Genomic DNA, 14,487 nt, shown 5'->3' with positions numbered 1-14,487 from the left:
CGTGATCGTTTGCCGCTTTATTAAACGTTAGAAAAAAACGGCATATTGATCTGATTTAATATTCTTAAAAACTGTTTACAACGACGATTTTGATCGAAAGCGGAAGAATTAGGTATTTATCTTAATGTTATCGGCGCACCGGGCCTGACAGGCCAGTCCCGGCGCACTCGGAGAGCCTCAGCCTTCGTGCTGAGTATGTACCATATAGTTCACATCAACGTTGCGGCCAAGCTTGAAATGGTCGGTGATTGGGTTGTAATGCAGGCCAATCATATGCTTTTCGCGAAGTGGCGTGCCATCAACCCAGCCAATCAATTCAGAAGGGCGGATGAACTTCTTATGGTCATGGGTGCCCTGTGGCACCATCTTCAGAATATATTCCGCACCGACCACTGCCATCAGCCAGGCTTTGGTATTGCGGTTAATGGTGGAGAAAAACACGTGGCCACCCGGTTTGACCAGGTGAGCGCAGGCGCGTACCACCGAGGCCGGGTCGGGAACGTGCTCCAGCATTTCCATGCAGGTCACTACGTCATAGCGCTGTGGGTTGGCCTGTGCATGGCTTTCTACCGTTTCCTGGATGTAAGCCACATTCACGCCGCTTTCCAGCGCGTGCAACCGGGCAACCTGCAGCGGCTCGGCGCCCATGTCCAGCCCGGTGACCTGTGCGCCTTCGCGCGCCATGCTTTCCGCCAAAATGCCGCCGCCGCAGCCCACGTCGAGGACGGTTTTGTCAAAAATGCCGCCGGCACGCTGCAGGATGTAGTTCAGACGCAGCGGGTTGATACGGTGCAGCGGCTTGAATTCACCTTCCAAATCCCACCAGCGTGAGGCCACGGCCTCGAACTTGGCGATTTCATGATGGTCTACGTTTTGCGCTTGGCTGGATGATTCTGCATTCATGGGCGTATTTGGCTCCTGGTTCTCGTTGCGCGGATTATACATGTTCCGGCGCAGCACCGTCTGTGCCGATGCATTTTTACTGCACATATATGCACAATTTAAGTTAAACAGCGGCGGTTATTTTCCCGTAAAGCGTGCTTTGTGATATAGTTTTACACCTTTGCCACTATGGCAGCGGGCAGATGAATCATTAGTAGAGGGATAGCAGCTCCATGAGCGACCTTGCCAGAGAAATCACACCGGTAAACATCGAAGACGAGTTGAAAAACTCGTATCTGGACTACGCGATGTCCGTAATTGTCGGACGTGCGCTGCCAGATGTTCGTGATGGACTGAAGCCGGTGCACCGTCGCGTTTTGTTCGCGATGAGTGTATTGGGTAACGACTGGAATAAACCATACAAGAAATCGGCCCGTGTCGTTGGGGACGTAATCGGTAAATATCACCCACACGGTGACAGCGCGGTTTACGACACCATCGTGCGTATGGCCCAACCGTTTTCACTGCGCTATATGCTGGTGGACGGTCAGGGTAACTTCGGTTCTGTCGATGGCGACTCCGCCGCGGCGATGCGTTATACCGAAGTGCGCATGTCCAAAATTGCTCACGAACTGCTGGCGGATCTGGAAAAAGAAACCGTCGACTTCGTGCCTAACTACGATGGCACCGAGCAGATCCCGGCCGTCATGCCAACCAAGATCCCGAACCTGCTGGTAAACGGCGCGTCGGGCATCGCCGTGGGTATGGCCACCAACATTCCGCCGCATAACCTGTCAGAGGTTATCAACGGCTGCCTGGCCTATATCGATGATGAAAACATCAGCATCGAAGGCCTGATGGAATACATCCCGGGGCCGGACTTCCCGACTGCGGCGATCATCAATGGCCGTCGCGGCATTGAAGAGGCTTACCGCACCGGGCGCGGCAAAATCTACCTGCGCGCGCGCGCCGAAGTAGAAGCCGATGCCAAAACCGGTCGCGAAACCATCATTGTTCACGAGATCCCGTATCAGGTGAACAAGGCGCGTCTGATCGAGAAGATCGCCGAGCTGGTCAAAGAAAAACGCGTGGAAGGCATCAGCGCGCTGCGTGACGAATCCGACAAAGACGGCATGCGCATCGTAATTGAAATCAAACGCGACGCGGTCGGCGAAGTGGTGCTGAACAACCTGTATTCGCTGACGCAACTGCAGGTCACCTTCGGCATCAACATGGTGGCATTGCATCAGGGCCAGCCGAAACTGCTGAACCTGAAAGACATTCTGCAGGCGTTTGTTCGTCACCGCCGTGAAGTGGTGACCCGCCGTACCATCTTCGAACTGCGTAAAGCCCGCGATCGCGCCCATATCCTGGAAGCGCTGGCCATCGCACTGGCGAACATCGATCCGATTATCGAGATGATCCGCCGTGCGCCAACCCCTGCGGAAGCGAAAGCCGCGTTGGTTGCTCAAGCGTGGGATCTGGGTAATGTGGCAGCCATGCTGGAGCGCGCCGGTGACGACGCCGCTCGCCCTGAGTGGCTGGAGCCGGAGTTCGGCATCCGTGACGGTAAATACCATCTGACCGAGCAGCAGGCTCAGGCGATCCTGGATCTGCGCCTGCAGAAACTGACCGGCCTGGAGCATGAAAAGCTGCTGGACGAGTATAAAGAGCTGCTGACGGCGATTGCCGCGCTGATCTTTATTCTGGAAAACCCAGACCGTCTGATGGAAGTGATCCGCGAAGAGCTGGTGGCAATCAAAGAGCAGTACAACGATGGCCGCCGCACCGAGATCACCGCCAATACTTCAGATATCAATATCGAAGACCTGATCAACCAGGAAGACGTGGTCGTTACGCTGTCGCACCAGGGCTATGTGAAGTATCAGCCTCTGACCGACTATGAAGCGCAACGCCGCGGTGGTAAAGGCAAGTCAGCGGCACGTATTAAAGAAGAAGACTTTATCGATCGTCTGTTGGTGGCCAACACCCACGACACGATCCTGTGCTTCTCCAGCCGTGGCCGTCTGTACTGGATGAAGGTGTACCAACTGCCTGAAGCCAGCCGTGGCGCGCGCGGTCGTCCAATCGTCAACCTGCTGCCGCTGGAAGCCAATGAGCGTATTACCGCCATTCTGCCGGTACGCGAGTATGAAGAAGGGCGTCACGTGTTTATGGCTACCGCCAGCGGCACCGTGAAGAAAACCGCATTGACCGATTTCAGCCGCCCACGCAGCGCCGGCATCATCGCCGTTAACCTCAACGAGGGTGACGAGCTGATTGGTGTTGACCTGACTGACGGCAGCAATGAAGTCATGCTGTTCTCCGCCAATGGTAAAGTGGTGCGCTTCCCGGAAACGCAGGTGCGTTCTATGGGTCGTACTGCCACCGGCGTACGCGGTATCAATCTGGGCGAAGGCGACAGCGTTATTTCCCTGATTGTGCCACGCGGTGAAGGCGACATTCTGACCGTTACCCAGAATGGCTACGGTAAACGTACCGCAGTCACCGAATATCCGACCAAGTCACGCGCTACCCAAGGGGTTATCTCCATTAAGGTGAGCGAGCGTAATGGTCAGGTAGTGGGTGCGGTTCAGGTGGATACCACCGATCAGATCATGATGATTACCGATGCAGGCACGCTGGTGCGTACCCGCGTATCGGAAGTTAGCGTGGTGGGTCGTAATACCCAGGGTGTTACGCTGATCCGTACTGCGGAAGACGAGAACGTCGTCGGTCTGCAGCGTGTAGCCGAGCCGGTGGAAGACGAAGAGCTGGACAGCCTCGAACCGGGTGCGGAAGTTGCAGAAGAAGATGCTGCACCGCTGGACGAAGGCGATGATTCTGAAGCGCCAGACGACGCGGAAGAAGACAACGCCTAAGCCATAGGGGCCGGCACATGCCCCTATCGCACTGAGGTAACAAGGGCCTGGCAGCGATGCTAGGCCCTTTTTCAGTTCTATGGTTTAATTGCCGGACCCAAGCCTGAGCTCCCGGCTTTGATATGAACGCGCTGGTCGCCACTGATATTCGTATGGTATCCGATTGAAATATTTAGCTTCTTTTCGCACCACGTTAAAGATATCCCGCTATTTGTTCCGGGTGCTGGCGATCATGTTGTGGTCGTTGGGGGCGTTGCTCACCACCTTCTATATCCTGAATATCCTGCATCAGAAAGAGTCTGATATTCGGCAGGACTACAATCTGAACTTCGATCAGGCTCAGGGTTATATCCGCCATTCGGCCGATATCATGCGTGATATCAAGTACATGGCGGAAAACCGTCTCAACGGTTCAGTCAGTAGCATGGACATGTTTAGCGGCATCTTTCCCGGCAAAAACAGTCCGCTGGAGTTTGTACCGCTGTATCCAGAGTCCAGTTGTTCACTTAACACCACCTACCGCAGCTCACTCAATTCTCTGAGTGGGTTGATCCAGTATTGGAAAGAGAACTTCGTTGCGGCCTACGATCTCAACCGGGTGTTTTTCATCGACGGCGATACGCTGTGCATGGCGGAGTTTGGCGGCAGCGGCAGCGGCGTAGCCAATCGAGCCGACGCGCTGAAAACTCTGCATGAGCGTATCCTTAAATACCGTAATGCCAAGAATCAGGACAAAGACAATAATCTGTACTGGATCAGCCCAAGCCAGCAACGGCCGGATGTCGGTTATCTGTATGTACTGACGCCAATTTATATTGGTAACAAGCTGGAGGCGTTGCTGGGTATTGAGCAAACCATTCGCCTGGAGGACTTTGTTTCCGCCGGCAGCTTGCCGACCGGCGTAACCCTGTTGGATGAGAATAACCAACCGATACTGCGGCTGGCCGATGATGGGCGAGATGCGAACGCTCCCAGCAGCTATCCGGATGAACCGGCTTACTTCGGCTATGTAGATAATTACCGCGACCTGATCATGAAAAAAGCGCTGCCGCCGTCATCGCTCAGTATTGTTTATTCTGTGCCGGTGAAGACGGTGGTTGAACGCTTCAGGATGCTAATCCTCAATGCGGTGCTGTTGAATATGTTGTCTGCCATTGTGTTGTTCAGCCTGGCCTGGCTGTTTGAGCGCAAAATGTTCCTGCCGGCAGAAGACAACGCCTTCCGGCTGGAGGAGCATGAACAGTTCAACCGCAAGATTGTCGCCTCGGCACCGGTGGGTATTTGTATTTTGCGTATCAGTGACGGCACCAACATTCTGAGTAATGAATTGGCGCATAACTACATCAACCTGCTGACCCACGAAGACCGTGACCGCATTACGCGCATCATCTGCGAACAGCAGGTGAACTTTGTGGATGTGATGACCAGTAATAACAACAACCTGCAAATCAGCTTTGTTCATTCCCGTTACCGTAACGAGGATGTGGCGATCTGTGTGCTGGTGGACGTCAGCGCCCGCGTGAAAATGGAAGAGTCGCTGCAGGAGATGGCTGCGGCGGCAGAGCAGGCCAGCCAATCCAAGTCGATGTTCCTGGCGACCGTCAGTCACGAATTGCGTACGCCGCTGTACGGCATCATCGGTAACCTCGATTTGTTGCAAACCAAGGCGTTACCGCAGGGCGTTGACCGACTGGTCAATGCGATGAACAACTCGTCCGGGCTATTGCTGAAGATCATCAGCGACATACTGGATTTCTCCAAAATCGAATCCGAGCAACTGAAGATTGAACCGCGCGAGTTCTCCTGCCTGGAGGTGATCACCCACATCGCCGGCAACTATTTGCCGCTGGTGGTGAAGAAGCGGTTGGGGTTGTACTGCTTTATCGAACAGAACGTCCCGGAGCGCATTTCCGGCGATCCGGTACGGCTGCAGCAGGTGCTGTCCAACTTGTTGAACAACGCGATTAAGTTTACCGATACCGGCTGCATCATTCTGCAGGTGTGTACGCGCGGCAGCTATTTGGAGTTTAGCGTTCGTGATACCGGGGTCGGCATCCCGGAGAAAGAAATTACCCGCCTGTTTGATCCGTTCTTCCAGGTGGGTAGCGGCGTGCAACGCCATTTCCAGGGCACCGGGCTGGGGTTGGCGATATGCGAAAAACTGATCAACATGATGGATGGCGACATTGCCGTTGAGTCTGAGCCGGGATTAGGCAGCCTGTTCACCATCCGCATTCCGCTGTTTAACGCTCAGTTCCCGATCCCGCAGCCCAGCGATACCTGGCAAGGTAAAACTCTGTGGCTGGCTATCCGCAACCAGCGGTTGGAAAGTTATCTGATGGAGGTTCTTGGCGGCTATGGCGCGACGGTACTGCGTCATCAGGGGCAAGAGACTGCGGCAGGGGATGTGATGCTCAGCGATCACCCGCTGATGATCAATACACCGCTGCTGGCGCAGATCCAGTTCTCTATTGAGCATATCGGCCCGTCGCAGGAAACCCGGCCGGGCTATTGGATGCACAGCACTTCGACGCCGCGTGAAACCCTGGCGCTGCTCAACCGCTTGTTTGGTACCCGTGATGAAAGCGGCAATACTTTGATGCAATTGCCGTTGCCGGCCAAGGCCAACAGGGTAGACAACGGGGATATTCATTTGCTGGTGGTGGATGACCACCCGATTAACCGCCGGTTGCTGTCCGACCAGCTTGGCTCACTGGGCTATCAGGTAGTGACTGCCAATGATGGGGTTGATGCGCTCGACGTGTTGAATCGCAATACCGTCGACATCGTGCTGACCGACGTCAACATGCCTAATATGGATGGCTACCGTTTGACCCAGCGCCTGCGCCAGTTGCACTTTACTGCTCCGGTAATCGGCGTGACGGCGAATGCCCTGGCGGAAGAGAAACAGCGCTGTATTGAGGCCGGGATGGATAACTGCCTGTCTAAGCCGGTGACCCTGGAAACGCTGGAACAGACATTAGGGTATTACAGCCAACAGGTTCGTCGCATGCGCGCCGAGTCTGAAGATGCCTGAAAGCAAAAGGGCGCGGCATTATGCCGCGCCCTCTGTTAACTACCGGGGATTTTATTCTTTGTCCAGCGGTGCCATGCTGACGGAAGAGAGGTAGTTGAGCAGCGCAATATCGTTCTCAACACCCAACTTCATCATCGCCGATTTCTTCTGGCTACTGATGGTTTTGATGCTGCGATTGAGCTTCTTGGCGATCTCGGTCACCAGGAAACCTTCGGCGAACAGGCGCAGTACTTCGCTCTCTTTTGGTGACAGACGCTTGTCACCGTAACCACTGGCGCTGATCCTCTCCAACAGTTTGGAAACGCTTTCCGGCGTGAATTTCTTGCCTTTTTGCAATGCGGCCAGCGCTTTCGGCAGGTCGGTCGGCGCACCCTGTTTCAGTACTATGCCTTCGATATCCAGATCCAACACGGCGCTGAGAATGGCCGGGTTGTTGTTCATGGTCAGAACGATGATCGACAACTGCGGATAATGGCGTTTGATGTATTTGATCAGCGTAATGCCGTCGCCATACTTATCACCCGGCATCGAAAGGTCGGTGATCAGGACGTTTGCATCCAGTTTGGACAGATTGTTGATCAGTGCTGTTGAGTCTTCAAACTCCCCAACGACATTCACCCATTCAATTTGCTCAAGTGACTTCCGGATGCCAAACAGTACGATAGGATGGTCATCAGCAATAATTACGTTCAGGTTATTCATGTTGTTGGCTACCTTGCTGCAGCAGTCTACTGACGAAAAAATCAATCTGACTGATGTTATTCTCGATCTTGAGCGCATCACCGTCTGCGATGTGCTGTTCTAACGATTCACACAGTTGCTTGCCGGGAAGCAGATTTAACATGGCAAACACGCCTTTCAGGCGGTGTGCTGTCTGTGACAGAGCATTGAAATCACTGCTGCCCGCCTCAGTATACAGTTTTTTGACATCGTCGGGTACTGTATCAATAAATAGGCCATAGTAATCACTTGATTTCAATTGTTTTTCATAGAGTTGGATGTCATCTGCGGTCAGTGATAATGCACTTTCCTGCTGTTCCAACGCGGCCATTTGCTGCTCAATCAGCATCAATACGGCGTCGATCATGGCACCACTCAGGTTATAGTTTACCCGAATATACCGTTTTTCAAGCTGTTGCCATCCGGCCTCATCGCTGGTCAGCAGCAGGGTATAATCATCAGCTCTTTGCGGGTTATCGGTCAACAATACGTCGTAGTCGCGATTAATCTGACGTTCGTCAGCAACGATGCAGCTCGCGCCATAGGCATGCAGCAGGCGGGTGACAATGCTCCGTATTTCCTCAGAAGTAATGTCCAGTAAGGCGGTCACACCGTCGAGCAGTTTTTCTTGCGCTTCCGCCTCTTTTTTCTCCATCTCCATAGGCACGCGGATGGTGTAGCGAGTACCGATGTCTATCTTGCTGCGGATATCCAACTGGCCGTTAAGCTTTTTGCACAGTCGATTACACAGGAAGAAGGTGAGGCCGGAGCCATGATCAAAGCGGTCCACCAGCGTTTGGCTGAGGAACGGGTAATTCAGGTTGCTGATTTCTTCGTTGGAAATGCCCGAACCGGTGTCATTAATATGGAATACCAGGCGATCGGGGTGATCCGGTTCATGATCGACAACCAGCGAAATCTTGCCACAGGCAGTAGTGATAATGGCGTAATGCACCAGCAGTGAGATCACCTTGCGCAGTGCGTTGGCATCGCCGATATATTGCTGTTCAACGTCAAGATGGAAATGGTTGAACAGCGACAGGCCTTTTTGATTGATGGACGGCAGGGCTTCCTGCAGCAATTCATCTATCAGGGTCGATGGGCTGAAGGGATGACGCGAAGGCTGCCAGTCCTGGGTTTCCAACCGGGTGAGCAGGGTGATATTTTCAATCAGCCCCAACACCGTTGACGACTGAACCGCCAGTTGCTTTTGCAGCGCTTGCTGTTGTTCCTCATCCGCTTGTGTGCGCAGACGATCGACCAAATCGTGCATTTGCCGGACCGGTTGATTCAGCTCAATGCCCAGATTATGCAACATCAGTTTGCGTGCCTGTACGTTCTTGTCGTACTCGCGCTGTGCCTGCTGCAAACGTTTATTGACCATCACTTCCTTGTCCTGATCGTTAAGCAGGAACAGGTAGGTTTCCGGCGACAGCTGGCTGCGGAAGATGCGGATCTCATACACTTCATTGTTTACCGTCGCCTGAATCACACCGTGATGCTGTTCGGCCATGTGGGCGATTTTCTGCAGGCTGAGGTGCGGCAGCAGGTGCTGGGCGATCTTGTTACTGGCGATTACCGTATTGCTGGCGAAATTGTACACCAGCAGGCCTGAAGGCAGGCTGGCGATGATTTCCTGATTCAGTGCGCGTTCGGCTTCCAGCTCAACCGCCATGTTTTCGCTCGGGCGGATATATTGGCGACGGATAAAGTAAATGCCCACCAATGACAGCGCCAACAGCAACAGATTGATGGCGATCAGCCAGATATTGTTTCGCAGCAGGTCAATTGCCAGGCTGATAGCCGAGACGCGGTAAACCACTTTCAGTGGCGCGTTAGGCAGCGGGGCGCTGAACTCCACCCAACTGCCGCTCATCGAAATACCGGTGCTGGTTGTGGCATCCAACGGCAAGGTACCGTCGTCCATGCTGCTATCGTCAGGCTGCAGCATAAAGTTGGACCGCGCCATATTAATGGGGATGATGTCGTTAATCGGCAGATCGAAGGCGATCACCGTAGCCAAATGCCCCGGTTGGTTAAAAGTGGTGCGGATAGAAAACGAATAGGTGTTCTGGAAGCGCTGTTTGCGTAAGGCAGAGAAGCTTTCACGCTCATCGAGCATATTGGCCTGTTGCAGCATTTCAGCCCGGCGATCCTCTGCCGAGGTCGTCAGATAGCTTTCCTTGAACCTCGAGGCCAGCTCTTTTAACGGCTGGGTGGTGATTAGGCTCAGGCTGTTATCCTGACCGTTGAGGTAATACATGGCGTAATTTTCAGTCTTGGCTCCCCAGCGGGTATCCAGATAGTCTGAAATATTGGCGATCATCGCCAGGGTGCCTTCTTCATGACTGCCAAAAATAACCGCGTCGGTTTTTTTATGCGGCTTCTCCAGGTAGTAAACGTCCGGGCGCAGTCGGGTTTCCTGCAGGCTGGGATCGACATTCAATGAAGGTGCATTACCGAACTTGTCGTAAATCTGATAGGTGACGTAACGGTAGTTGTCGATGCGTTTTTGCAGGCCGTTGGCGATGTTGTTCAGGGCGTGTTTTTTTTCCGCCAGCCAGGCGTTGGTATAGTTGTAGCCGTACAGGCCGATAGCAATCGTCAGCAGCACGGAAAACAGCAGGAAGCAGCGAGTAATATTGCTTGAGCTGATGGTCAGTTGTTTATTTTGCATAGTTGACTGCGCATTCCTGAATCAACGGGTTATCGCCCGGGCGCTGGCGGTGACCACCAGGAGTAAAACTGCAACGCAGGCAAAAGCCGCCGTCAGGCTGGAGAACTGAGCGATAAAGCCGATCAGTGCCGGTCCGGCGAGGATGCCGGCGTAGCCGACGGTGGTCACTGATGCGATGGCCAGATTGGCCGGCATATCCTGCTGGTTGCCGGCAGCACTGAACAGGATCGGTACCACGTTGGAAGCGCCGAGGCCCACCAGCATAAAACCAATCAGCGAAACCATGGCGTTGTTGAAGATAATGGCCAGACTCAGGCCAATGGCCGCACACAGGCTACCCAGCAGCAATACTTTATATCTGCCCAGCCGGTTTACCACCCAATCGCCGTTCAATCTGCCGATGGTCATGGTGATGGAGAACAGCGCATAGCCCAATCCGGCCTGGCTGTGGTCAACGCCTCTCAGGGTGGTGAGAAACAGGGCGCTCCAGTCGAGCATCGAGCCTTCTGCCAGGAACATAATGAAGCACAGGATGCCAATGAACATCACCCAACCGCGTGGCAGCACAAACATCGGGCCACCTTCGTCACCGCCGCTTTCACGCAGCAAATTGCGACTGGCCAGCATCAGCAATGCGGCAATGGTCAATACGGCGACCCATGTTGCCAGCAGAGGAGACAGCCCCAGCCACAGCATCACACTAACACCGCCGGCACCGGCAATGCCGCCAATGCTGAAGAAACCGTGAAAACCGGACATCATTGCCTTGCCGCTGGCGCGCTCGACCACTACCGCCTGTATGTTCATCGCCACATCGATCATGCCGATTGCCGCACCAAACAACAGCAGGGCCAGTGCCATACCGGTGGTGGTGTCCATCAGGACCAGCAGGGGTAAATCAATACACAGTGCCAGCCCGGCCAGCAGGATCACCGGGCGACAGCCCAACCTGCCGGTCAGGAAGCCGGTAAGCGGCATCGCCAACATCGAACCTGCGCCAATACACAGCAGCAGCAGACCCAGGGAGCCGTCGTCAATGCCGATACGCGCTTTGGCGAAAGGGACCAGGGGAGCCCAGGCAGCCATGCCGAAGCCGGCGACAAAAAAGGCCAAACGCGTTGCGATCTGTGCCGGGACGCCGGGTTTCTGCTGTTCATTACACAAGGTGGATGTCATGTGGGAATCAGGATCTATTGTGGAAATGCGGGCTGAAAGTTATGGAGTGTTTTTATCACAATCCGCGATCCGGGTCGAAAGGATTTGCGCTCGCCCGCGCTTATGGTCACAAGGCAATGACCTGAGCAAGGGATTCTGGATATTTTTCCAGACTATCAAAATAGAAGGGGCGACCAATATTGCCACACCGAACAGAATGTCGGCCCAGGTAATAGCTACTTAAACAATAGAATGCTTTTCTAATTAATGCGATTAATCCGTAGACTGATATCGGTTAATAAATTAGCAATTAGTGCGAAAATCAATTATTGAGATAATATCGTGGCGTGACTATTTTTTGGCAAAAAGTGCGCATTATGGTGAATGGTGGGGAAGCTTTCAGGCAATAAAAAACCGGCCAGAAGCCGGTCGAAGTGTACAAAAATTATCTTACAGATAATGAAGGTAATAATGAAAATAATGATGATAGCGGGATTATTATAACGTCAGCGTTATGAGAATATTTTGGCACAATGTGCTTATTGAGTGTGACTTTTGTATGGCTGTCTTTTTTTTCTTAAAGATTTGTATAACTGCATGATTTTGTATCTATAAATGTATTTTTTGTCATTGTGTGCCTTATTTTGTCTGTCTGTAATGTTTTGTGGAAGTTCGCGCAAATTTACATTTTGAAACCTTTATTAATCATGGTGAAACACTATCGGATACTTGGTATCATTTTCTTTCTGGATTAATATAACCCTTGTTACCAGAATGGTAATGCACAGTCGTGCTAATAATGCTCAAAAGGGCAGTGGCCATAGCTCGACATAATTAATGAGGATAATAACGATGAAACTTCGAGTACTTTCCCTGATAGTACCCGCACTGCTGGTTGCAGGCACAGCAGGCGCGGCGGAAATCTACAACAAAGACGGTAATAAACTGGATTTGTTCGGTAAAATCGATGGTCTTCACTATTTTTCCGATGATAAAGGTTCCGATGGCGACCAGTCTTATATGCGTTTTGGTCTGCGTGGCGAAACACAAATCAGTGACCAACTGACCGGCTACGGTGAGTGGGAATATCAGGCAAACCTCAACCATGCGGAAAGCCAGGACAACAAAAACTTCACCCGTGTTGGCTTTGCAGGTTTGAAATTCAGTGATTACGGTTCATTGGATTACGGCCGTAACTACGGCGTGCTGTACGACATCGGCGCATGGACCGACGTGCTGCCAGAGTTCGGTGGCGATACCTACGGTGCGGACAACTTCATGTTCCAGCGTACCAACGGCGTGCTGACTTACCGTAACTCAGACTTCTTTGGTCTGGTTGACGGCCTGAACTTTGCTCTGCAATACCAGGGCAAAAACGACAGCGCTACCGAATCCAACAACGGTCGTGACGTGCTGGCGCAGAACGGTGACGGTTACGGCATGTCCGCGTCTTACGATCTGGGCTACGGTATCAGCGCTGCAGCGGCGTACTTCTCTTCCGACCGTACCAACGATCAGAACGGCAATAACAACGCCGGTATTCTGGGCCGTGGTGACAAGGCAGAGGCTTACAGCGGCGGTCTGAAATATGACGCCAACAACGTCTACCTGGCAGCGATGTATACTCAGTCTTACAACGCAACCCGTTTCGGCAGCAGCAACAGCAGCACATACGGTTACGCCAACAAAGCGCAAAACATGGAAATCGTTGCCCAGTACCAGTTCGATTTCGGTCTGCGTCCTTCCGTGGCTTACCTGCAGTCTAAAGGCAAAGACATCGAACGTGGTTACGGCGATCAGGATCTGATGAAGTATGTTGATGTGGGCGCGACCTACTACTTCAACAAAAACATGTCTACCTACGTTGATTACAAAATCAACCTGATGGATGAAAATGACTTCACCAAGTCTGCCGGTATCAACACCGACGACGTGGTTGCCGTGGGCCTGGTTTACCAGTTCTAAGCAACAGAGTGTGAATCTGATCACGCGGCCTTCGGGCCGCGTTTTTTTTTGCCTGCGGTTTGGCACAAATTGGCATTTTCGCGGCACGGATTGCCATTCTGATGTGCCGGGGGTTACCTAAACTTTCGCCGTAGAGAAATCCGGAGGTGAATATGGAGCTCAAGATAGATCGGGTGATTGAAACGGTACTGTACGTCAAGGATATCGAGCGGGCCGCGGCTTTTTACCAGCAGGTATTAAAACTGCCGGCGATGGTGGCCAATGAGCGTTTTCGCGCCTATGACGTGAGCCAGCAAAGCGTGTTGCTGCTGTTTATTGAAGGTGACTCGGTCAAAGGAGCACATTACCCGGAAGGCTATATCCCCCCGCATGATGGCAGCGGACCGCTGCATATCGGGCTGGCCGTCACGAAAGAACAGCTGCCGCATTGGGAACAGCATCTGGCGGCACATGGCATAGAGATAGAAGGGCGCATGAGCTGGGAGCACGGTGGCGAGAGTATTTATTTCCGCGATCCCGATAATCATCTGCTCGAACTGGTAACTCCGGGGATTTGGGCCAATTACTGATGCTTCCAGGCGGCAGCCAGTGTCTTCAGCATTTCACTTAGCAGCAGCAGCGCGTTCTGGGGTTGCTGCTCAATTTGTACCTTGACGATGGCTCCGTCGATCAGCATCGACAGCATCTCCGCTCGCTGTTCCCGCTCAGGGCTTGTGGGCAGGTGGCTGGCAATGACTTCGGCCATCTGCTTCTTATGCAGGCGTGCGATTTTTAGGCTCTCCGGTAACATATCCGCCAGCTCCACCGCCGTATTGATAAAAGCACAACCGCGGTAATGCGGGCTGCTGAACCATTCCTCAAGGCAGGGCACCAAAGCGAGCATCACATCTCCTCGTCGGGTGGCATGCTGCTCCAAAGACCGACTGAACCAGCTCAGCCACTGATCATGACGGTAGGCAAGAAACGCCTCAATCAGCTCATTTTTACTGGGGAAATGACGATAAAACGTGACCTTGGCTACGCCTGACTCGTTGATGATGCGATCAATGCCGGTCGCGCGTATGCCATCGCGGTAAAACAAATCATGCGCTGTCAGCAGGATGCGCTGACGTGGTGGCAAAGTACTGGGGGCAACAGACATTAAAACATCTCCTGAAATATCGTTTGGA

General features: G+C 53.0%; 9 protein-coding genes. 4 read left to right on the top strand and 5 right to left on the bottom strand.

From position 1 onward, the window contains the following. Positions 1 to 177: 177 nt before the first annotated feature. Entirely contained in the window at positions 178 to 903 is a 726-nt protein-coding gene (gene ubiG / locus M2406_RS17800) for a bifunctional 2-polyprenyl-6-hydroxyphenol methylase/3-demethylubiquinol 3-O-methyltransferase UbiG (protein WP_012145985.1), read from the bottom strand. 212 nt (positions 904 to 1,115) lie between these two features. Between ubiG and gyrA the strand changes: the two genes are divergently transcribed. Together gyrA and rcsC are read left to right on the top strand one after the other, a co-directional pair. After that, the gene (gene gyrA / locus M2406_RS17795) at positions 1,116 to 3,764 is read left to right on the top strand and encodes a DNA topoisomerase (ATP-hydrolyzing) subunit A (protein ID WP_012145984.1); all 2,649 of its coding nucleotides are present in this window, start codon (positions 1,116 to 1,118) and stop codon (positions 3,762 to 3,764) included. 163 nt (positions 3,765 to 3,927) lie between these two features. Continuing rightward, positions 3,928 to 6,801: a two-component system sensor histidine kinase RcsC gene (rcsC, locus tag M2406_RS17790; RefSeq protein ID WP_012145983.1), complete on the top strand. Its 2,874-nt coding sequence runs from the start codon at positions 3,928 to 3,930 to the stop codon at positions 6,799 to 6,801. Between the two features lie 51 nt (positions 6,802 to 6,852). On the opposite strand, the gene rcsB is transcribed toward rcsC, so the two are convergent. Genes rcsB through M2406_RS17775 form a run of 3 tightly spaced genes read right to left on the bottom strand, consistent with a single transcriptional unit; the run spans position 6,853 to position 11,374 of the window. Further along, positions 6,853 to 7,503, bottom strand: coding sequence for a response regulator transcription factor RcsB (rcsB, locus tag M2406_RS17785; protein WP_004947156.1), 651 nt, complete (start codon positions 7,501 to 7,503; stop codon positions 6,853 to 6,855). Next, entirely contained in the window at positions 7,496 to 10,198 is a 2,703-nt protein-coding gene (gene rcsD, locus M2406_RS17780) for a phosphotransferase RcsD (protein ID WP_259190891.1), read from the bottom strand. Before rcsD ends, rcsB begins: the two co-directional genes overlap by 8 nt. Before the next feature lie 21 nt (positions 10,199 to 10,219). Further along, complete coding sequence (locus tag M2406_RS17775) at positions 10,220 to 11,374, bottom strand: MFS transporter (RefSeq protein ID WP_259190890.1); 1,155 nt, start codon at positions 11,372 to 11,374, stop codon at positions 10,220 to 10,222. Positions 11,375 to 12,205: 831 nt separating this feature from the next. On the opposite strand from M2406_RS17775, the gene M2406_RS17770 reads away from it, so the two are divergent. Both M2406_RS17770 and M2406_RS17765 read left to right on the top strand, forming a co-directional pair. Continuing rightward, positions 12,206 to 13,318, top strand: a complete 1,113-nt coding sequence (locus tag M2406_RS17770; protein WP_218216824.1) for a porin OmpC — start codon at positions 12,206 to 12,208, stop codon at positions 13,316 to 13,318. Between the two features lie 152 nt (positions 13,319 to 13,470). Then, positions 13,471 to 13,887 (top strand): VOC family protein, encoded by a 417-nt coding sequence (locus M2406_RS17765; protein ID WP_259190889.1) that lies wholly within the window; start codon positions 13,471 to 13,473, stop codon positions 13,885 to 13,887. On the opposite strand, the gene M2406_RS17760 is transcribed toward M2406_RS17765, so the two are convergent. After that, positions 13,881 to 14,459, bottom strand: coding sequence for a TetR/AcrR family transcriptional regulator (locus M2406_RS17760; protein ID WP_259190888.1), 579 nt, complete (start codon positions 14,457 to 14,459; stop codon positions 13,881 to 13,883). The genes M2406_RS17765 and M2406_RS17760 overlap by 7 nt on opposite strands. Between the last annotated feature and the right edge of the window lie 28 nt (positions 14,460 to 14,487).

It is taken from the genome of Serratia sp. BIGb0163, assembly GCF_024809935.1.
GTDB lineage: Bacteria > Pseudomonadota > Gammaproteobacteria > Enterobacterales > Enterobacteriaceae > Serratia > Serratia quinivorans.
Note: the sequence above shows the minus strand (reverse complement) of the source record. Positions and strands in the feature narration are given on the sequence as shown.

What these genes read in the sequence shown, in the direction of transcription:
- M2406_RS17775 (WP_259190890.1), bottom strand. Translation starts at nt 11,374, where the DNA reads ATGACATCCACCTTGTGTAATGAACAGCAGAAACCCGGCGTCCCGGCA.
- M2406_RS17765 (WP_259190889.1), top strand. Translation starts at nt 13,471, where the DNA reads ATGGAGCTCAAGATAGATCGGGTGATTGAAACGGTACTGTACGTCAAG.
- gyrA (WP_012145984.1), top strand. Translation starts at nt 1,116, where the DNA reads ATGAGCGACCTTGCCAGAGAAATCACACCGGTAAACATCGAAGACGAG.
- ubiG (WP_012145985.1), bottom strand. Translation starts at nt 903, where the DNA reads ATGAATGCAGAATCATCCAGCCAAGCGCAAAACGTAGACCATCATGAA.
- rcsD (WP_259190891.1), bottom strand. Translation starts at nt 10,198, where the DNA reads ATGCAAAATAAACAACTGACCATCAGCTCAAGCAATATTACTCGCTGC.
- M2406_RS17770 (WP_218216824.1), top strand. Translation starts at nt 12,206, where the DNA reads ATGAAACTTCGAGTACTTTCCCTGATAGTACCCGCACTGCTGGTTGCA.
- rcsB (WP_004947156.1), bottom strand. Translation starts at nt 7,503, where the DNA reads ATGAATAACCTGAACGTAATTATTGCTGATGACCATCCTATCGTACTG.
- M2406_RS17760 (WP_259190888.1), bottom strand. Translation starts at nt 14,459, where the DNA reads ATGTCTGTTGCCCCCAGTACTTTGCCACCACGTCAGCGCATCCTGCTG.